Origin of the sequence: Sphingobium baderi (genome assembly GCF_001456115.1) — a bacterium.
Classification (GTDB): Bacteria; Pseudomonadota; Alphaproteobacteria; order Sphingomonadales; family Sphingomonadaceae; genus Sphingobium; species Sphingobium baderi_A.
This window is the reverse complement of the sequence record NZ_CP013264.1, coordinates 3916887-3936530: the sequence shown is the minus strand read 5'-3', so window position 1 is coordinate 3936530 and position 19644 is coordinate 3916887. Positions and strand designations below refer to the sequence as shown.

Annotated in this window: 20 protein-coding genes; 15 read left to right on the top strand and 5 right to left on the bottom strand. The window is 65.8% G+C overall.

Going from position 1 to position 19644, the window contains the following annotated elements:
- Positions 1-18: 18 nt before the first annotated feature.
- Positions 19-837 carry an ABC transporter substrate-binding protein gene (locus tag ATN00_RS19245; protein ID WP_062067911.1) on the bottom strand — a complete coding sequence of 273 codons (819 nt, stop codon included), beginning with the start codon at positions 835-837 and terminating at the stop codon, positions 19-21.
- 38 nt (positions 838-875) lie between these two features.
- On the opposite strand from ATN00_RS19245, the gene ATN00_RS19240 reads away from it, so the two are divergent.
- Both ATN00_RS19240 and ATN00_RS19235 read left to right on the top strand, forming a co-directional pair.
- A complete protein-coding gene (locus ATN00_RS19240) occupies positions 876-1874 on the top strand; it encodes a FecCD family ABC transporter permease (RefSeq protein ID WP_062067909.1) in 999 nt (332 codons plus the stop codon).
- The gene (locus tag ATN00_RS19235) at positions 1868-2641 is read left to right on the top strand and encodes an ABC transporter ATP-binding protein (RefSeq protein WP_062067907.1); all 774 of its coding nucleotides are present in this window, start codon (positions 1868-1870) and stop codon (positions 2639-2641) included. Before ATN00_RS19240 ends, ATN00_RS19235 begins: the two co-directional genes overlap by 7 nt.
- 5 nt (positions 2642-2646) lie before the next feature.
- On the opposite strand, the gene ATN00_RS19230 is transcribed toward ATN00_RS19235, so the two are convergent.
- Positions 2647-3846 carry a penicillin-binding protein activator gene (locus tag ATN00_RS19230; RefSeq protein WP_062067904.1) on the bottom strand — a complete coding sequence of 400 codons (1200 nt, stop codon included), beginning with the start codon at positions 3844-3846 and terminating at the stop codon, positions 2647-2649.
- 11 nt (positions 3847-3857) lie between these two features.
- On the opposite strand from ATN00_RS19230, the gene rsmI reads away from it, so the two are divergent.
- Genes rsmI through ATN00_RS19210 form a run of 4 tightly spaced genes read left to right on the top strand, consistent with a single transcriptional unit; the run spans position 3858 to position 6672 of the window.
- Positions 3858-4691: a 16S rRNA (cytidine(1402)-2'-O)-methyltransferase gene (rsmI, locus tag ATN00_RS19225; protein WP_062067902.1), complete on the top strand. Its 834-nt coding sequence runs from the start codon at positions 3858-3860 to the stop codon at positions 4689-4691.
- Positions 4688-5041: a YraN family protein gene (locus ATN00_RS19220; RefSeq protein WP_021244292.1), complete on the top strand. Its 354-nt coding sequence runs from the start codon at positions 4688-4690 to the stop codon at positions 5039-5041. Before rsmI ends, ATN00_RS19220 begins: the two co-directional genes overlap by 4 nt.
- Before the next feature lie 37 nt (positions 5042-5078).
- Positions 5079-6053 (top strand): glutathione synthase, encoded by a 975-nt coding sequence (gene gshB / locus ATN00_RS19215; RefSeq protein WP_062067900.1) that lies wholly within the window; start codon positions 5079-5081, stop codon positions 6051-6053.
- Between the two features lie 19 nt (positions 6054-6072).
- Positions 6073-6672, top strand: a complete 600-nt coding sequence (locus ATN00_RS19210) for a DedA family protein (RefSeq protein ID WP_062067898.1) — start codon at positions 6073-6075, stop codon at positions 6670-6672.
- Between the two features lie 13 nt (positions 6673-6685).
- Here ATN00_RS19210 and ATN00_RS19205 read toward each other — a convergent pair whose 3' ends face one another.
- Positions 6686-7582, bottom strand: coding sequence for a tyrosine recombinase XerC (locus ATN00_RS19205; protein ID WP_062067896.1), 897 nt, complete (start codon positions 7580-7582; stop codon positions 6686-6688).
- A gap of 86 nt (positions 7583-7668) precedes the next feature.
- On the opposite strand from ATN00_RS19205, the gene ATN00_RS19200 reads away from it, so the two are divergent.
- The 7 genes from ATN00_RS19200 (at position 7669) to ATN00_RS19170 (ending at position 15730) form a co-directional block, all read left to right on the top strand.
- Positions 7669-8547 (top strand): MBL fold metallo-hydrolase, encoded by an 879-nt coding sequence (locus ATN00_RS19200; protein ID WP_062067894.1) that lies wholly within the window; start codon positions 7669-7671, stop codon positions 8545-8547.
- Positions 8532-9251 carry a DUF4230 domain-containing protein gene (locus ATN00_RS19195; protein ID WP_062067893.1) on the top strand — a complete coding sequence of 240 codons (720 nt, stop codon included), beginning with the start codon at positions 8532-8534 and terminating at the stop codon, positions 9249-9251. The genes ATN00_RS19200 and ATN00_RS19195 overlap by 16 nt, the downstream gene beginning before the upstream one ends.
- Before the next feature lie 196 nt (positions 9252-9447).
- The gene (gene nadA / locus ATN00_RS19190; protein WP_062067892.1) at positions 9448-10434 is read left to right on the top strand and encodes a quinolinate synthase NadA; all 987 of its coding nucleotides are present in this window, start codon (positions 9448-9450) and stop codon (positions 10432-10434) included.
- Positions 10435-10454: 20 nt separating this feature from the next.
- Positions 10455-11870 carry a cardiolipin synthase gene (gene cls, locus ATN00_RS19185; protein WP_062067891.1) on the top strand — a complete coding sequence of 472 codons (1416 nt, stop codon included), beginning with the start codon at positions 10455-10457 and terminating at the stop codon, positions 11868-11870.
- Between the two features lie 50 nt (positions 11871-11920).
- Positions 11921-14068, top strand: coding sequence for a prolyl oligopeptidase family serine peptidase (locus tag ATN00_RS19180; protein ID WP_062067889.1), 2148 nt, complete (start codon positions 11921-11923; stop codon positions 14066-14068).
- Positions 14065-14919, top strand: a complete 855-nt coding sequence (nadC, locus tag ATN00_RS19175; protein ID WP_062067887.1) for a carboxylating nicotinate-nucleotide diphosphorylase — start codon at positions 14065-14067, stop codon at positions 14917-14919. The genes ATN00_RS19180 and nadC overlap by 4 nt, the downstream gene beginning before the upstream one ends.
- Entirely contained in the window at positions 14912-15730 is an 819-nt protein-coding gene (locus ATN00_RS19170; protein WP_062067885.1) for a ribonuclease T2 family protein, read from the top strand. The genes nadC and ATN00_RS19170 overlap by 8 nt, the downstream gene beginning before the upstream one ends.
- A 2-nt stretch (positions 15731-15732) precedes the next feature.
- On the opposite strand, the gene ATN00_RS19165 is transcribed toward ATN00_RS19170, so the two are convergent.
- Both ATN00_RS19165 and ATN00_RS19160 read right to left on the bottom strand, forming a co-directional pair.
- Positions 15733-16155 (bottom strand): DUF4112 domain-containing protein, encoded by a 423-nt coding sequence (locus ATN00_RS19165; RefSeq protein ID WP_062067882.1) that lies wholly within the window; start codon positions 16153-16155, stop codon positions 15733-15735.
- Positions 16156-16173: 18 nt separating this feature from the next.
- On the bottom strand, positions 16174-17679 hold the full coding sequence (locus ATN00_RS19160) for an ABC transporter substrate-binding protein (protein ID WP_062067879.1): 1506 nt from the start codon (positions 17677-17679) through the stop codon (positions 16174-16176).
- Between the two features lie 161 nt (positions 17680-17840).
- Here ATN00_RS19160 and ATN00_RS19155 point away from each other — a divergent pair, with 161 nt between their 5' ends.
- A complete protein-coding gene (locus ATN00_RS19155; RefSeq protein ID WP_062067876.1) occupies positions 17841-19259 on the top strand; it encodes an OprO/OprP family phosphate-selective porin in 1419 nt (472 codons plus the stop codon).
- Positions 19260-19360: 101 nt separating this feature from the next.
- Positions 19361-19603 carry a hypothetical protein gene (locus ATN00_RS19150; protein WP_062067873.1) on the top strand — a complete coding sequence of 81 codons (243 nt, stop codon included), beginning with the start codon at positions 19361-19363 and terminating at the stop codon, positions 19601-19603.
- The last annotated feature ends 41 nt before the right edge of the window (positions 19604-19644 follow it).

Here is a 19644-nt window from a genome sequence, read left to right as displayed (position 1 = left end):
GGCGTGAGCGTCCGTCCCCTACCGGCGGCGGGGCGCGGCGTTGATCTGCGCCACGATGCTGCGCGCGGCCAGCACATAGGCGGGGCCGCCGCAGACCGTCCACGCCTGCGGCACGCGGATGCGGGGGATGTCTTTCAGGATCGGATGGTGCAGCATCTCCGTCCCCTGATCGACCACCTGTTCGCTGCCGCTTTCGACGATCAGCCAGTCGGGGCGTGCGGCGATCATCTGCTCAAGGGGAATCTGCGCCAAAGCAGGCTTTCCCAGCTTGCTGGCAAGGTTGGTGAGGCCCGCGCGCCGCATCAGGTCATCGACCAGCGTGCCGGTGCCGGTCATATAGCCGCGCCGCTGATAATAGGCCGCGACGCCGCTGCGCTGGGGCCGCGGCAGCGCGGCGAGGTCGCGGTTCATGCGCGCGATCAGCGCCTCGCCGCGTTCCGGGTGTCCCACCGCTTTGGCGGTCCGCCGGATCTGCTCCATCACCATCGGATAGCTGTCCGCGGTTTCCAGGCCCACTATATTCCATCGTCCGGGCGGCGCGCCCGCGACGGTGTCGCCCAGCGGAAAGCCCAGCAGCAGGTCCGGCGCGATCGCCATCACCTCCTCGGATGGACGGCGCAGGCTGCGGAAGGGGCGCGCCTGCGCGGCGGCGGCCGACAGCTCCGCGTTACGCGCATTGCTGCTGAGGGCGGCAATCTGCCCCGGATCGGCAAGCGCCAGCACATATTGATCGGCGCAGACATTCAGCGACACGATCCTGCGCGGCACGCCGGGGGCAGCGGCCGCGCCGATCAGGCCAAACGCCGCAATGGCTCCCAGGAATTTCATCCACTGCATATATTTGCCCCTAGCAGCGCGGGACGGGGGCGCAAGGGATGACCGCGCGCCGCCGCCACCCGCTGCTGCTTCCCTTCCTGCTGCTGTTGCTTGTGCTGGCGGCCTGCGGGTCGGTCACGCTGGGCGCGGTGCCGATTTCGCCGGAGCGCCTGCTCGCCGTGCTGATGGGCGGTGGAGACGACATTGCCCGCGCCATCCTGATCGACCTGCGGCTGCCGCGCATGATCCTGGGCCTGCTGGTCGGCGGGATGCTGGGCCTGTCGGGCGCGGCGCTGCAAGGCTATCTCCGCAATCCGCTGGCTGAGCCATCCGTGCTGGGCGCATCCAATGCGGCGGCGCTCGGGGCAGTGTGCGCGCTCTATTTCGGGCTGGCGCAGATGCATGTCCTTGCCCTCCCGCTGCTGGCGATATTGGCGGGGATGATCGCCATTGGGGGTCTTTTCCTCCTCGCCGGGCCGTCCGAAAGTCCGCTGACGCTGATCCTTGCCGGGATCGCCATTGCGACGCTGGCCGGAGCGGGGATCAGCCTGTCGCTCAACCTGTCGCCCAATCCTTTCGCCGCGATGGAGATTATGAGCTGGCTGATGGGGAGCCTTGAAAATCGCAGTTACGTCCATGTGCTGACGGCGCTCCCCTGCATCGCCATCGGCGCGGTCCTGCTGATCGCGGACGGACGCACGCTCGACGCGCTGACATTGGGCGAGGATGGCGCGCAGGCATTGGGCGTCGACCTTAAATGGGCGAGGCTGCGTTTGATGCTGGGCGTCGCGATCGGTGTCGGCGGCGCGGTCGCCGTGTCGGGTTCGATCGGTTTCGTCGGCCTGATCGTGCCGCATCTGATCCGCCCGCTGACGGATCGGTCGCCTTCCGCCATCCTGCTGCCATCCATGCTGGGCGGGGCCGTGTTGCTGACTTTCGCGGATATCGGCGTGCGGCTCATCCCGACGACCAATGAACTGAAACTGGGTGTGCTGACCGCCATGCTGGGCGTGCCGGTCTTCCTTGTTCACCTGATGCGGGAGCGGCGGCTATGGTGACGATCCGCGCAGAGGAAATGGGCGTCCGATTGGGCCGTCATACGGCCGTGCGCGGCGTCACGCTGGATATGCCGCCCGGTCAGCTTGTCGGTATCATCGGTCCCAATGGCGCGGGCAAATCATCCCTGATCCGCGCGATGCTGGGCCTGGTGCCGGTGAGCACGGGCAGCGTTTCCCTCAATGGCCGCAACGTCGCCGTCCTGTCGCGCCGCGCAATCGCGCAACATATCGCCTATCTGCCGCAGGGGCAGACGCTGCATTGGCCGCTGGCGGTTGAGCGGCTGGTCGCTCTGGGCCGGTTGCCGCATCTGGGGCCCTTGTCGCGGCTCACGCCTGCCGATGAGGCGCTGGTGGATGCGGCGCTGGCGCGGGCCGACGTGCTGCACCTGAAGGGCCGCATTGCAACCGAGCTTTCGGGCGGCGAACGCGCGCGCGTCCTGCTGGCTCGTGCGCTGGCGGTGGGCGCCCCCGCGCTGATCGCGGACGAACCGCTCGCCGCGCTCGATCCGGGGCACCAGATCGACGTGATGGAGTTGCTGAGCGCCGAGGCGCGTTCAGGTGCGCTGGTCGCGACCGTGTTGCACGACCTTGGCATGGCGGCGCGCTACTGCGACCGCCTGATCCTGATGGATCGGGGCGAAGCGGTGGCGGACGGCGCGCCATTGGACGTGCTGACCCGCGCCAATCTGGCCCGCGTCTATGGCGTCGACGCCTGGATCGGGGAGGAAGCCGGGCGGCCGGTGATCCTGCCGCTCAGCCGCGTCTGATCGCTTCAGTCCGCGAAGCCGCGCGGTGCGGCGTCCACCACGGTGAAGGCTCCCGCGCCCACTTCGGACACTTCCAGCGCCCGTTCCGCCACGCCGTCGCGGTTGAAGCGGAACGCGCCGTCGATCCCTGCGAACCCGCTCGAATCGCGTAGCCTTGCAGCGGGGAAGGGCGTTCCCACCTTCCACTCCCGCGCGATCCGCACCGTCAGCAGCACCGCGTCATAACCCAGCGCCGAAAGACGGAAGGGCGCATTGCCGTACCGCGCGCGATATTTACCCGCGAGCTGGCGATAGAGGCCGTCCGAAACGCTGGCGAACCACGCTCCGCGCAGCACCGGGCTGGACGACAGCGCATTGTCGGTGTTCCACAATTCCGTGCCCAGCAGCCGCGCATTGGCGCCGCCATTTTTCCGCACGACCGGTGCGATCTGCAACGCCACGCGCCCGCTGTCCGCGATCAGCAGCGCGTCATAGCTGGACGAAGCCTGCAATTTCTTGACCGCCGCCGTGATCGATCCGGCCGAACGGTCGAAGGTCTGGAGCGATACGACAGTGCCGCCAGCCTGCTCGACGGCCCGCAGCAGCGCCGTGCCTGCGCGCTCGCCATAGACGCCTTTGGGAACCAGCCCCGCGAAGTTCGACAGCCCCTTTTCCCGCGCGAAGCCGACGACGCGCTCGATGGACTGGTTGGGATTGTAACCCAATATGTAGACGCCCTTGCCCGCGACGCTCACATCGTTGGAAAAGCTGATGACCGGCACGCCCGCCCGCGCGGCGATCGGCCCCACGACCCGCGCGTCATCGGCCAGCAGCGGGCCAAGGATCAGCCGATTGCCGTCCGCCAACGCCTTGTTGACCGCCGCCGCCGCGCCCAGATTCGTGTCATAGGTGGTGATGCGGACCTTGTCGGCCTTGGTATCCAGCAGCGCCAGCGTCGTCGCATTGGCGATGGACTGGCCTACCCCGGCATTGGTCCCGCTCATCGGCACCAGCAGGGCGACGCGGTGCCGTTCCGTATCGGTCGGCAGTCCCTGCGTCACTTCCGGTCCCGTGGGCTTCGGACCGGTGGGCTTCGGACCTTCCCCCTTGGGCACGATCGACTGACAGGCGGCGACCAGCAAAGCGCTGACCGCAAAGAGAATGCGCGCGCCGCGCTTCGTGGCGGTCCATATGTCCGCTTGCCGGGGGGCATCCGTCTCTGTCATCTGGGGTCCTTATGGAAACTCAACTTGAACCCGGTCTTTATATCGTCGCCGGTCCCATCGGCAACCTTGGAGACCTGACGCCGCGCGCTGCGGAGATATTGCGCCGCGCCGATGTGATCGCCGTGGAAGATACACGGGTCAGCGCGCGTTTGCTGCGCCATGCGGGGTCGGATCGACCGATGCTGCCCTATCACGACCACAGCGCGGGGGGCGTGCGCGCCCGCCTGATCGAGCGGATGGCGAGCGAATCGGTGGCGCTGTTGTCCGATGCGGGCACGCCGCTCATCTCCGATCCCGGATATAAGCTGGTGCGCGATGCGCGCGCGGCGGGGCGGCGGATCACGACGCTGCCCGGTCCCAGCGCCGCCATCGCGGCGCTCACGCTCTCGGGTCTGCCGACCGACCGTTTCCTGTTCATGGGCTTTCTTCCCGCCAAGGCGAAGGCGCGGGCCGATGCGCTGGCCGAAGTCGCCGCCCTGCGCGCCACGCTCATTTTCTACGAAAGCGGCCCGCGCCTGTCCGACAGCCTCGCTGCCATGGCGGAGGGGCTGGGCGACCGCGAAGCCGCCGTCAGCCGCGAAATCAGCAAGGCGTTCGAGGAAACCGCGACCGGCACCCTCACGGACCTTTCCGCCCGCTACGCCGACGCCCCGCCCAAGGGCGAGATCGTCGTCATCGTCGGCCCGCCCGGCGAAGCCCCGCCCGCCAGCGCGGAGGATGCCGACGCCGCCCTGCTGGAGGCGATGGAGCGGCTCCCCGTCTCCAAGGCAGCGGGGGAAGTGGCGAAGAAGCTCGGCCTCGACCGCCGCGCCCTCTACGCCCGCGCCATGGAACTCAAAGGATGAGGAAACAGGCGGCGGAAAAGCGCGGACGGCAGGCCGAACGCATCGCCGCATGGTGGCTGCGCCTCAAGGGCTGGCAGATTCTCGCCCGCCGCGCGCGGACTCCCGCTGGCGAAGTCGACCTTGTCGCAAGGCGCGGCGGCATGATCGCCTTTGTGGAGGTGAAGGCCCGCGCCACCGCCGCCGATCTCGACCTTGCCATAGACGAACGCCGCCTCTCCCGCGTCGCCGCGGCGGCGGAAATCCTGTTCCATGACCTTGCAAAGCCCGGAGACGACATGCGAATCGACGTGATGCTCCTTGCGCCGGGGCGTCCGCCGCGCCATCTGGCGAATGTCTGGCACGGGGGCTGACTGCGCTTCCCGACCGCGCGCAGAAAGAAGGACGATCATGACCCAGTTGAACCCGCTCACCGTCGCCGTGCAGATGGACCCGATGGAAGGGATCAATATCGCGGGGGATTCGACCTTCCACATCATGCTCGCCGCGCGCGAGAGGGGACACAGGCTCTATCACTATCTCGCCCCCGACCTCACCTATCGCGAAGGCCGCGTGCTGGCGAAGGCGCGGCCCGTGCGCGTGCAGAAGGTCGCGGGCGATCATTTCATCTTCGGCGAGCCGGAAGTGCTGGACCTTGGCCGCGACGTCGATGTCGTGCTGATGCGGCAAGACCCGCCCTTCGACCTCAGCTACATCACCGCCACCCATCTGCTGGAGCGGGTGCAGGCCGAAACGCTGGTGGTGAACGATCCCGCCGCCGTCCGCGACGCGCCCGAAAAGCTGTTCGTGCTGGATTATGCGCGTTTCATGCCGCCCACCATGATCACCCGCGATCTGGACGAGGTGAAAAGCTTCCTTGCCGAACATGGCGAGATCGTCGTGAAGCCGCTTTACGGCAATGCGGGCAACGCCGTCTTTCATGTGGGGCAGTCGGGCGCGAATCTGTCGGCGCTGGTGGAACTGTTCAAATCCTCATGGGTCGAACCCTTCATGGTTCAGGCTTTCATCCCCGGCGTGGCGAAGGGCGACAAGCGTATCGTGCTGGTTGACGGCGAAGTCGCCGGCGCGGTCAACCGCATCCCCGGTGCGGGCGAGATCCGCTCCAACCTTGCGGTCGGCGGGTCGGCGGCGAAGACGCAGCTTACCGAGAAGGAAGAGGAAATCTGCGCCGCGCTCGGCCCGGAATTGAAGCGCCGGGGCCTGCTGTTCGTCGGCATCGACGTGATCGGTGGGGAGTGGCTGACGGAGATCAACGTGACCTCGCCCACCGGCATCGTGTCCATCGACGCCTTCAACGGCACGGACACCGGCGCCATGATCTGGGACGCAATCGACGCGCGCCTCGCCGCGCGGGTGGCGGCATGATGGATCGGCGCTCGAAAGCATGACCGATTTCGTCCTGCGCCTGATCGACGCGGGCGGCTATTGGGGCATTTTTCTGCTGATGGTGCTGGAAAATGTCTTTCCGCCCGTGCCCTCCGAACTCATCATGGGGATAGGCGGCATCCGCGTCGGGCAGGGGCGGATGGAGATGGAATGGCTGCTGCTCGCAGGCACGATCGGCACCACGGTCGGCAATTATTTCTGGTATCTGGTCGGCCATATCCTTGGCTTCGGCAGGCTCAAGCCGCTGGTGGATCGTTATGGCCGCTGGGCCACGCTGGAATGGAAGGATGTGGAGGCGCTGGACCGCCTGTTCGGCAAATATGGGCAGATCGTCGTCTTCGTCTTCCGCTTCATGCCCGCCTTCCGCACGATGATCTCCCTGCCCGCGGGGCTGTTCCGCATGGGGCATATGCGCTTCCTGCTCTGGACGACGGGCGGCGCGTTCATCTGGAACGTCGTCCTTGCCTATGCCGGTTTCCTGCTGGGGCAGAATTTCCGCGACATCGACAAATATGTCGGCCCCGTCGCCACGGCCTGCGTGATCGGCGCGGTGGTGATCTACCTCTGGCGGCTGGCCACCTGGAAGCCGCGCGCCTGAATCAGAGGATGAATCAGGCGCGGGGATGGGCGTTGCGATAGACGTCCAGCAGATGCGCCGCGTCCACCTGCGTATAGACCTGCGTGGAGGACAGGCTGGCATGGCCCAGCAATTCCTGCAACGACCGCAAATCCGCGCCGCGTCCCAGCAGATGGGTGGCGAAACTGTGCCGCAGCGCATGGGGCGTCGTCCGTTCCGACAGGCCCAGCCGCCCCCGCGCGCCCTGCACCGCGCGCCGGATGAGGGCCGGGGAGAGCGGCCCGCCCCGCGCGCCCCGGAACAGCGGCGCTTGTCGCTCCATCGCATGGGGGCAGAGCGCGACATAATGCTCTATCGCCTGCCGCACCTGCGGCAGCAGCGGCACGATCCGCGTCTTGTTCCGCTTGCCCGTGACGCGCAGCGTATCGCCCAGGGGCAGCACATCGCCGCTCAGTCCCACCGCCTCCCCGATGCGAAGCCCCGCGCCGTAAAGCAGCATCAGCACCGCCCAGTCCCGCGCCCCGATCCATTCGTCGCGCGCCGTTTCGGCAATATCGTCCGCCAGCGCCACGACCTCGTCCGGGGAGATCGGCCGGGGCAGCCCGCGCTTCACCCTTGGTCCCTTGAGCGCCGGCACGCGGCCCTCCTCGCCGCCCGCGAATTTCAGGAATCCCCGCACCGCCGACAATTCCCGCGCGGCGGACAGGTTGCCGATCCCGTCCATCCGCCGCGCCGTCAGGAAAGCGCGCACATCCGCCTGCTCCAGCCGCGCCAGCATCGCTTGCGTCACCGCTTCGCCGCGATGCGCCTCCAGAAAGGCGACCAGCCGCTCCGCTGTCGCCACATAAGCGCGCACCGTATGCACCGACCGCCGCCGATCCAGCGCCAGATGGCGTCGCCAGTTTTCGATGAGGGCGGAAGATGCGGTCATGCCCTTACTTTAATCCACGCCCCGCCCAAACGGAATCCCTTCCGCGCCGCCCTTGAAAAAGTCCCCGAAATAGGCACATGGGAAGCATGAACGCCCCCATCGATCCGGCCGACATGCCGACCGGCATCCGCATGACGCTGTCCCCGCTGGTAGGGCGCGTGCTGGCTCCGAACCCGTCGCCCTTCACCTATACAGGGACGCAGACCTATGTGGTGGGGACAAGCGACGTGGCCGTGATCGATCCCGGCCCGGACGAGGCGAACCATATCGCGGCCATCGTCGCGGCGACCGGCGGCCGTCCCATCCGCGCTATCCTGTGCACTCACACCCATCGCGACCATAGCCCGGCGGCGGCTCCCCTGGCGGCGGTTGTCGGCGCGCCGATCATCGGCTGCGCGCCGCTGACGATGGAAGATGACGGCCCGCGCGCCGATGCGGCGTTCGACGCCGCCTATCGCCCCGACCGCATATTGACCGATGGCGATCAGGTGGCGGGCGAAGGTTGGACGCTTCAGGCCCTCGCCACGCCCGGCCATACCTCCAACCATCTCTGCTTCGCGCTGCTGGAGGAAAAGGCGTTGTTCACCGGCGATCATGTCATGGGCTGGTCCACCAGCGTCATTTCCCCGCCGGATGGCGACATGACGGATTATATGCGCTCGATGCAGCGGCTGCTCGATCGGGACGATGCGATCTACTACCCCGCCCATGGCGATGCGGTGGACAATCCCCGGCGGCTCGTGCGCGGCATGATGGGCCATCGCAAGCAGCGCGAAGGGCAAATTCTCCGTTTCCTCGAACGCAATGGCGCATCGGCCATCCCGGCGATGGTGGCGGAAATGTATAAGGGCGTAGACTCCCGCCTGCACGGCGCGGCGGGGCGTTCGGTCCTCGCGCACCTCATCGATCTGGACCAGCGGGGCAAGGCTGCTCCGCTGGATGATGGCCGATGGCGGCTTTGCTGAAACGCTATGGCGCGCCCGCGGCGCTCGCGCTGCTGGTGCTGATCGTCGGCGCGGCGATGCTGGCGGGGTGGCAGCGTTACAATCGCGATTATGTCGTGACGGTGGAGGAGGACGGGTCCGCCGTGACGAAGCTCATCGCCCAGCGTTTCACCGGCACGAGCAGCCTCAAGGTCTCCGAACTTTCCGGCACGATCCAGAGCACGGCGCGCGATGTGCGCGGATTTGGCTGGTTGAAATCGGATCAGGTTGTGAAGATGCCCTTCTCCGTCGATTATTTCATCGACGTGAGCCATATCGGTCCCGAAGATCTGGAATGGAACGAAAAGACGCGCACGCTCATCGTCAATGCGCCGGACGTGAAGCCCGCGCGGCCCAATGTCGACGAAGCCGCCCGCACGCTGGTCCGCACCAACGGCCTGTTCGTCACGCGGCAGGCGGCGGAGGAACTCAGCCGCCGCACCTCTGTCCACGCGCAGGGCCGCGCCGAAAAGGAAGCGCGCTCGCCCGAACGCATGGCGCAGGCGCGCGATTATGGCCGGGCAGCGCTGGGCAAGCTGCTGGGTGCGCCGCTGGGCGCCATGGGCTATGGCGATGCGCGGGTGATCGTGACTTTCCCGCCGGAAAGGCCCAATATCCATAAAGACCAATGGGACGTCACCACGCCGATCAACGAGGTGCTGGCAAACAAGCGACAGGCCCGCTAGTGACCCGAATCTGAAGTTCGCTACACTATGGGGCAGGCGATGATCGAACTTCAGCTTCATCAGGGTCACTAGCAAATATAGAATCTTGGTGTGGTTTATGGATTTGAAATACGCTCCATCCCTCGCCGCTATAGTGAGGCATATTTCAAATCCACCACACCAGGGGCCGCGACAGGGTAATCGAGGAGTTAGGCACATGAACGCGATCACCGGAATCCCGCAGGGCGTGGATCTGCGCGCGGAAATCGACCGGCTGCGGAAAGAACGCAACGCCGTCATTCTCGGCCATTATTACCAGAAGCCGGAAATTCAGGACCTGTCGGATTTCGTCGGCGATTCCCTTGAACTGTCGCGTCGCGCGGCGGAAACGGACGCGGATGTCATCGCCTTTTGCGGCGTGCGCTTCATGGCGGAAACGGCCAAGATCCTCAGCCCCGAAAAAATCGTGGTCCTGCCCGACATGGACGCCGGCTGCTCGCTGGAGGACAGCTGTCCGCCCGCCCAGTTCAAGGCGTTCCGCGAAGCCCATCCCGATCATATTGCCTTGAGCTACATCAATTGCTCGGCGGAGGTGAAGGCGCTCAGCGACATCATCGTCACCTCCTCCTCGGCGGAGAAGATACTCGCGCAGATTCCGAAGGATCAGAAGATCATCTTCGGCCCCGACAAGCATCTGGGCGGCTATCTGAAGCGCAAGCTGGGTCGCGACATGCTGCTCTGGCCGGGCGTGTGCATCGTCCACGAAGCCTTCAGCGAAACCGAATTGGAAAAGCTGAAACTCCGGCATCCCGGCGCGCCTGTCGCCGCGCATCCCGAATGCCCCAGCCACATCGTCGATCTTGCCGATTATGTGGGTTCGACCAGCGGCATCCTCGACTATGCCAAGTCGATGGACGGCGACACGCTGATCGTCGCCACCGAACCGCACATCATCCATCAGATGCAAAAGGCGATGCCGCACAAGAATTTCATCGGCGCGCCCGGTGCGGACGGCAACTGCAACTGCAACATCTGCCCCTATATGGCGCTCAACACGATGGAAAAGCTCTATCTGGCGCTGCGTGACCTGCAACCGCGGATCGAAATGGACGAGGAACTGCGCCTCGCCGCGAAAAAGAGCCTCGACCGGATGCTTGAGATGGCGAGTGGCACGGTGGGGCAGGGCGACCTCGGTCAGCGTTAGGCCAGCCGGGGAGGGGCACCATGTTCGGCCTTCCCGACAGCGAATTGGGGATCGCTTTCTACATCCTCGAATGGGTGATCCGCATCGGCGCGCTGGTTGCGATTCCCTTTCGCCGTTCGCCCGCCGCGACGCGTTCCTGGCTGCTGCTGATCTTCTTCCTGCCGGTGCCGGGGCTACTCCTGTTCCTGACGATCGGCTCCCCGCATTTTCCCGAATGGCGGCGGGAAAGATTCCGCGAACTGGATGGCTGGTTCCATATCCTGGGGTCTCGCCTCGCCGCTTATGCGCCGCTACCGCAGCCGGACCGGGACGCCATCGTCGCGCTCACGGCCTCGCTCGGCAAGATGCCCGCGACGACCGGCAACGCCGTCGATCTGATCGCGGACTATGATGCCGCGATAGACCGACTGGTCGCCGACATCGACGGTGCGCGCAGCCATGTCCGCATCCTGGTCTATATCCTCGCCAATGATTCGGTAGGCCAGCGCGTCGCCGATGCGCTGGGCCGCGCCGTCACGCGCGGCGTGGCGGTGGAGGTGATGTTCGATCCCGTCGGATCGCGCCCATGGCGGCGCGGCACGCTGGCGATGCTGGAGGCGGCGAACGTTCCCCATCGGGAGGCTCTGCCCTTCCGCTGGCTGCGGGGACGCACGCGCAGGGATATGCGGAATCATCGCAAGCTGTTCGTGATCGACGGCGAGATCGGCTATGTCGGCTCGCAGAATATCGTCGCAAAGGACTTCAAGCCCGGCATCGTCAACCGCGAACTGGTCGCCCGCGTCACCGGCCCCGTGGTGGCGCAGATGGAAGCGTTGATCCGCGCCGACTGGTATCTGGAAACGCACAAGCTGTCGGCCTCGCCCGTCGTCGTGCCGCAACCCGCCGGACAGGCCGTGGCGCAGCTTCTGCCCAGCGGCGCGGAATATCCGTTGGAGGGGTTCAAGACGCTGCTGGTGTGGCAACTGCATCAGGCGCGCAGCCATGCAATTATCGTCACCCCTTATTTCATACCCGACGACGATCTGGTCGACGCCATGCGGACGGCGGCGCTGCGCGGGGTGCGGATCGACATCGTCGTATCGGCGGCGGTGGATCAATGGCTCGTTCGCCTCGCCCAAAACTCCTATTATGCGGAGCTGCTGGCGGCGGACATCCATATCCACGCCTATCGCCGCTATCTGCTTCACGCCAAGACGGTCAGCATCGACGGCCGCCTTGCCCTGATCGGGTCGAGCAATGTGGACCTGCGTTCCTTCCAGTTGAACGAGGAGGCCAGCCTCCTCCTGTTCGACACGGAATCGGTGGCGCATGTGGAAGCGGTACAGCGCGAATGGCTGGCCCATAGCGATGAGATTGAGCGCGCCGCATGGAAGGCCCGGCCCTTCCCGCGCAAGATCGCGGAGAATATCGCCCGCATGGTGGGATCGCTGCTTTAGTTGCGTCCGATACTGGCATCGGGCGGCGGGATCGCTTATCGCCTTGCCCCATGAAAAAGCTGCCGGCCCTGCTCCGTTCGAGCGCCCTGACCCTCGCGGTCGCCCTCTCTCCAGCCCCGATCGCCGCCGCGCCTGTCGTGCCCGGCGATCCCTATATCTGGCTGGAAGATATTGAAGGCCCCAAGGCCATCGCGCAGGTCGAACAGTGGAATGGCGAAACCGATCGCCTGCTGCGCGCCGATCCATCCTTCGAACAGGACCGCGCCCGCGCCAGGGCGATCCTCGACGACGAAAGCCAGATCGCTGCCCCCGATCAGGTGCTGGGCGACCGCGTCATGAACCTGTGGCGCGACGCGAAGAACCCGCGCGGCCTGTGGCGTTCGACCGACCTTGCCTCCTATCTGGCGGGCAAGCCCAGCTGGACGACCGTGATCGACGTCGACGCGCTCGGCCAGGCGGAGGGCAAAAGCTGGGTCTGGCACGATGCCGACTGCCTCGCGCCCGATTATGAACGCTGCCTCATCTCGCTCAGCCCCGGCGGCACGGATGCCGATGTCGTGCGCGAATTTGACCTTTCCACTGGTCAATTTGTGGAGGGCGGCTTCATCCTGCCCGAAGCCAAGAGCGATGTGGCATGGGCGGACAGGGACACGCTGCTGGTCGCCACCGATTATGGCGCGGGCACGCTCACCGCTTCGGGCTATCCCCGCATCGTGAAGCGGTGGAAGCGCGGCACGCCGCTCGCCGCCGCGACGCTGGTGAAGGAAGGCGCCGTCGGCGACATGACGCTCGCGCCCCGTGTCGAGCCGGACGGAGACAGGCGCTGGACCTTCATCAACCGCGCGCTGACTTTCTACACGGCGGAACTCTGGCTGGAGGGGGAAAGCGGCAAGCTCATTAAGACGCCCGCGCCCGAAACAGCCGAACTTCGCGCTGTCATCCAAGGCCGGATGATCGTTTTCCTGAACGACCCGCTGGGCGATATTCCCGCCGGATCGCTGGTCGCATGGCCGCTCGCGGACGTGGCGGCGGGCAAGGCGGGCGCGCCCGAAGTCGTGCTGAAACCCACCGCCCATGCCGTTGTCGAGGAGGTGCGCGCGACGGACCATGTTCTTTGGGTCAAGCAACTGGATGACGTATCCGGCGCGCTCCTCGCGCTCACCCGCAATCCCGCGACCGGGCAATGGAGCAGCCGCGCCGTGCCGCTGGCCGACAAGGCGACGGTGCATCTGGCGGGCGCAGCGGACAAGCGGGACATTATCTTCGTCTCGGTCGAAGGGATGCTGACCCCGCCCAGCCTGATGGCTGCTGGTCCCGATGGCGCGGCCCGCATGGTCCAGCAGCTTGCCCCTCGCTTCGACGCCAGCCAGTTCACTGTGGAACAGCGATTCGCCGTGTCGAAGGACGGCGCCCGCATCCCCTATTTCCTGGCCCGTAAAAAGGGCGTGGCCGGCCCGGTCCCCGCGCTGATCCATGCTTATGGCGGTTTCCGGGCCGCGCAGACGCCGACATACCTCACCACCGAACCCTATCGCGCCGGGCCGCTCGGCCTGTTCTGGGTAGAGGACGGCAATGCCTATGTCCTCGCCAACATTCGGGGCGGGGGCGAATATGGCCCTGCATGGCACGCGGCGGCTCTGCGCGAAAAGCGGCAGAACGCCTTCGACGATCTCGCCGCCGTGGCGGAGGATCTCGTCAGGACAGGCGTAAGCGCAAAGGGCCGCATCGCCATTTCCGGCCGTTCCAATGGCGGCGTTCTGGTCGGCGCGGCGATGACGCAGCGGCCCGATCTCTATGGCGCGGCGATCGCCGGTTCGCCACTGGAGGATATGAAACGCTATTCCCACCTCTCTGCGGGCGCGTCCTGGGTCGCCGAATATGGCGATCCCGACAAGCCGGAAGACTGGGCCTTCCTGCAAAAATGGTCGCCCTATCAGAATGTCCGCAAGGGCGTGGCATATCCGCCCGCCTTCTTCTATCTTTCGACCAAGGACGACCGCGTCCATCCCGGCCACGCGCGCAAGATGGCCGCGAAGCTGAAAGATTATGGAAATACCGTCTATTATCACGAATATCGCGAAGGCGGCCATTCGGTCGGCGCGGACCATGCGGAGGATGCCGTGCGCGCCGCCTTGCTGCACGCCTTCCTGAAGCGCGAGATGGGCCTGAAACGCGAAATCGGTGGGGAGAAGAAATGATGAGCCTGTTCGATCTGCCCGGCTTCGACCTCGATGCCTTCGTCCGCGCCACTCTCGCCGAAGATCTCGGCCCCGATGCCCGCGATGTGACGAGCGAAGCCGTGATCCCCGCCGATGCGATCTTCGAAGGGGTGATGGACAGCCGCGACGCCGTGACGCTCGCCGGGCTTCCCATCGCCGCCGCTTTCTTCCGCCATCTCGACCCCGATGTGGAGATTGAGATGCTGGCGCAGGACGGTGACCGCGTGCCGGCCGGGACCGACATCATGCGGATGAAGGGCAAGGCGCGCGCTATGCTGACGGCGGAGCGGTCCGCGCTCAACACCGTCCAGCACCTGACCGGCATCGCCACCATGACCCGCGCCTATGTCGACGCGATCCTGGGCACCGGCGCGACCCTGCTCGACACGCGCAAGACCATTCCGGGCCTGCGCGTGCTGGAGAAATACGCCACGCGACAGGGCGGCGCGACCAATCACCGCATGGGCCTTTGGGACGCGGCGATGATAAAGGATAATCACGTCGCCGTCGCCGGATCGGTGGAGGAAGCCGTTCGCCGCGCGGCCGCCGCCGGCATTGCGCGCATCATCGTGGAGGTCGACCGCGTCGACCAGATCGAGCCTGCACTTGCTGCTGGAGCGACGCATCTGCTGCTCGACAATATGGACGCGCCGACCCTTCGGGGGGCGGTGACTTTGGTGGGTGGCCGCGTGCCTACTGAGGCATCGGGCGGCGTCACGCTGAAAACCATACGCGCCAAGGCTGAAACAGGCGTCACCTATATCAGCGTCGGCCGCCTGACCCAGTCCGCTCCGGCCGCCGACATCGGCCTCGACTTCGCCTATGCTTAGGGTCGCGCTGGCCCTGCTTGCGCTCCTTGTGCCCGGCATGGCCTTGGCGCAGGCCGTTCAGTGCAGTCCGCCCGCGCAAATGCCGCGTCCCCGGCCGGTGCAGCCCGGGACGGGCGAAGCGGGCCGGATCATGCCGATCGGCAGTTACACGCTCGCTTTGTCATGGTCGCCGCAATATTGCTCGACCGCGCGCGGCAGCGACAGTGCCTTCCAGTGCAAGGGCCGCAATGGCCGTTTCGGCTTCGTGCTGCACGGCCTGTGGCCGGACGGCGTGGGCCGGACATGGCCGCAATTCTGCCGCAAGGCCGACCTGCTGCCGAGAGAGGTCATCCGGCAGAATCTGTGCATGACGCCTTCGGCGCAACTCCTTCAGCATGAATGGGCCAAGCATGGCACCTGCATGGCGAGCAAGCCGGAACTCTATTTCGATCTGGCCCGCGCTTTCTATCAGTCGATGCGCTTTCCCGACATGGCGGCGCTGGCGCGGCGCGACAATCTGACCGTGGGGCAGTTCACGGACGCCTTCGTCCGCGCCAACCGCAGGCTGCGGCCGGACATGATCCGGGTCAGGACCACGCGCGGCAACTGGCTGTCGGAAATATGGATTTGCATGGACCGGGCGTTGGAGTTCGCCCGCTGTCCTGCGGGCAAGGATGGCGCGAAAGGCGCGGCCTATCTTCGTATCGAACCCGGTCCGGCGATGCCCCGGCCTAGCCCGGCCAGGCAGGCCCCGATCACGCCGGCGCGCAAGCCTGGGCTGATCCTCAATCTCGATCCCAACACGCAGCCGCTCAAGGATGGCGGGAGATAGGCTTAGGCGTCGATGACGACCGTCGATGGATGGTGCCGGTCCAGATGCCGCCGGATGATCCGCAGATTCTTCGTGTTCGACTTGTAGAGGAAATCGAAGACATCCCCCGCAAAGGGGATCGCGCCGATCAGCGTATCGACGCCGACATTGGCGGCCATGCGCGTCAATTGCCATTTCGACATGCCCAGGTTGCGGGCTTCCCAGATCATCCATGCGCCCATGGCGGCGGTCGCGAAATCGCCCACCACCGGGATCAGGCCGACAAGGCTGTCCAGCCCGACGCGCCGGTTCGTCCCCGGTATGACGAACAATCCTTCCAGCAAGGCTTCCATCGCTTCGATCCGGCGGCGCACCGAAGCGGGATCGCTGCCGAAGCCCGGCATGTCGCGCGCGATGCGGTCAAACTGATCCTGGGAAATGGCCATCAAACATCCTCCAGCCTCCTAATTGGTGGCGCGGAACAGATGATTCAACGGGTGGCGCGCGCGGGGCGATGGCATGAACCCGGTCAGCCGCCGTGCCGCCAGCGACCAGCGCACCGGCGCGCCCAGCGGAACATAGCCATCATGGGCCTGCGTCAGCGCCACGGCCTGCGCGATCCGGTCCGCGCGCTCTTCCGCCGTGGAGCCGATGCGGGCCGAGCGCAACATGGCTTCGGCGTCCTTGCTGCACTGGATGCCCCGGGCGCAGCCGACGCGGCCCAGATACCAGAGCGCGCTGTCATAGGCCGCCACTTCGTCGATCAGGCGCAGGTCCGCATCCTGTTTCACCTCGACCCTTTGCGCTGAAAGGCCGATGGCGCGCAGGCTCTGCTCCACCAGCGCGAACAGCATCGTCGATCCCGGTCCATCGGGCAGGGCGATCCGCAGTCGCGGCGGCGCGCCATGTGCGCCGCGCCAGCGATCGACCGCCGCCCGTCCCCGCGCCCGGCGTTCCTCGATCGAAAGCGCGGACCAGTCGGGCGCGGCGGACGGGGCGGGCAATTCGAGCTGGGCGGGAAGCAATTGCTCGCTCGTCGCCCAGCCGCCCAACGGGAACATCGTCGGCAACTGGCTGCGGTCGATGCTCATATTGATGGCGCGGCGGATGCTGTCATCGTCCAGCAAAGCTCCTTTGCCCGTGATGGCAAGGCCCAGCAGCCCCTGCACCGGATCGACGCGCACCGCGTCCCGGTCCACGCCGGAAGGCACCAGCAGCGGCAGGTCGGTATAGCGCCCGCCCAGAACCAGATCCGCCATGGCTTCACGAAAACGCACGATCGCCAAAGCCGCCCGTTCGGCCCGCAGGATGCGATTCTGCCAGGCGGGAAGGGCGCTCTCGGCATCCTCGGCATCCTCGCTTTTGTCGACCGGCTTCAGGAGCAGCGCCTTGCCCCACTTCCCGCCGCGATAGGGGCCGGTGCCGCCCGCGCTCGACAGGATCGCCATTTGTGGTTGGGCGAGCATCTGCAACACGAAGGGCCGGGGCATGGTCAGGCGTATCTCGACCACCTCGCCCGTCATCGGCACCACCGCCTCTACAGCATCGAGCGGCCCGTCCGGGTCCAGCCGCCGCAGGCTGTCGATGCGCGCCGACAAAAGCTGCGCGACATCCTTGGCCGTCACGCGCTCGCCATTGGGCCAGAAGGCGCGGCGCAGGCGGAAGATATAGCTTCTGCCATCGTCCTGCACGATCCACCGCTGGGCCAGGGCGGGCAGTATCTCTCCCCCCCCATCGAAGGCCACCAACCCTTGCGCGGTCGCTTCCAGCATCAGTTTCGCGCCCGGATCGGGCAATCGCTCCAGCGGTTTCGCGAAATCGTCCCGAACGCCGATTACGCTCACCGCCACAGGGCCGCTGCTATGGTCCGAACAGCTGGTGACCAGAATGGCCGCGCAAATGGTCGCGCACAGGACGCTAGCGATCCGGGCGGATCGGGCATGGCGGGAAAGAGGCGGAAGGAAATGCATGAGCGGAGAAACTGTAGCCGCCCCTCGTGCAGGCGCAACCATGATGGTGAGGAGAAATGCAAAAGCATTCCAGCCGCAATCGTCACATAACTGACACATATAGTGCACGAAGATGAAACAAAAACTTCATATCCGCATCGGCGATCCACAAAGGGACTGAGATGAACGGCAGGATTTCACTTCGCATCGGGACGGCTTTGGCATTGGTCGCCGCGCCATATCCACTGGCGGCGCAGACCATCAGCGCGACAGAGGCGCAGGAATTGCGGGCGCAGATCGCTGCGCTCAAGGCGCAGGTGCAGCAACTGGAATCGCGGCTCGACAGCGCCGTGCCCGCCGCGGCGCAGCAAGGGCAGGCCGCGCCGACGCCGGCGGGGCAGACCCCCGCGCAAATGGCGCAGGCCGCGCCCGCCCAAACCGATTCCGATACGACGGTCGGCTGGAAAGGCAGCCCGGTTTTCAGCAAAGGCGGCGCCAGTTTCAAGGTCAAGGGCCGCATTCAATATGATGCCGGTCTGCTCCGCGCGCCCGACAGCGTCATGGACCGGGCGACAGGCTATTCCAACGAGCTGCGCCGCCTGCGTCTGGGCGGGGAAGGGCAGTTGGGTGGCGGTTTCGGCTACAAGCTGGAGGTGGAGCTTTCCGATAACAAGGTCGATGCCGTCGACACCTATATCAGCTATGAGCGTGGCAAATGGCTGGTCACGCTGGGCAATCAGAACCAGTTCCAGTCGCTTGACGAACTGGTGGGCGACACCACCGGATCGGTCATGGAGCGCGCCGCCTTCACCGATGCTTTCGGGTTTGAACGGCGGCTGGGCCTCGCCGTCCAATATCGCTCCGGCATCGTCCTGGCGCAGGCCGGCATTTTCTCCGACAATATCGACGCGCTTGCCAATTCGTCCGACGGGCCCAATGGCGGGGATGAAAATAACAGCTATGGGATTGACGGGCGCATCGTGCTCGCGCCCAAATTCGGCGATACCCAGCTGCATTTCGGTCTGTCGGGCCACTGGCGCGACCTGCAGCGCCTCGCCGAAAATCCGCAGCGATACCGCCAGCGACCCTTCCTCCACACGGTTAACAGCTATTTCCTCAATAGCGGGGACATCGCCGCGACGGGCGAGAATCACTATGGTGTGGAACTGGCGGGAAGCCACGGTCCGCTCTGGTGGGCGGGCGAAGGGCATTGGCTGCGTGTCCGGCGGCCGGGTCTTGCCGACCCGACTTTCTTCGGCGGCTATGGGGAAATCGGCTATGTTCTGACCGGCGAAACCCGCAGCTATAAGAACGGCATATTCGGCGGCGTGAAGCCCGCCAATCCGGTCGGGAACGGCAATGGCGGGTTGGGCGCGTGGCAGGTGACGCTGCGTTACGATTATCTCGACATGAATGATCGCGACATCGTGGGCGGGACGCAAAAAGCCTATATCGCCGCGCTGGTATGGACCCCCGTCGAATATCTGCGCTTCAACCTCAACTACGCGCATATCAATTATACCGACGCCGCGATCCTGGCGGGCAGCCGGTCGAACTATGGCGTCAATGTTCTGGGCTGGCGCGCGGAACTGGATTTCTAGAGCGAACCGCGGCCATTGAGGCCGCGGACCGACACGAATAGAGGAACAAGTCTCCTTCTTCGCGCATTGATCGGCGAATATCGGAAGAAGGAGGATGACCGATGGCCGAAGGACAGGAAGAAGCGCCCCGCGTGACGATAGTGGAAAAGCGGAGCGGTGGCACAGCAATGTTGGCCGTTCTGCTTCTCGTCGTGGTGGTCGTGGTCGCCGCCTTGTTCCTCATGAACGGTGAAGCGCGCAAGGACAGCGCGGTCGAGGATGCCGCGCAGAAAGTCGGACAGGCCGCGTCCGATGTCGGCGCCGCCGCCAAGGATGCGGCGCAATCCGTGCAGGATCAGCATTGAGGCGGAATATGGGGCGCCGACCTGCTCCGCCCGCCACAGTG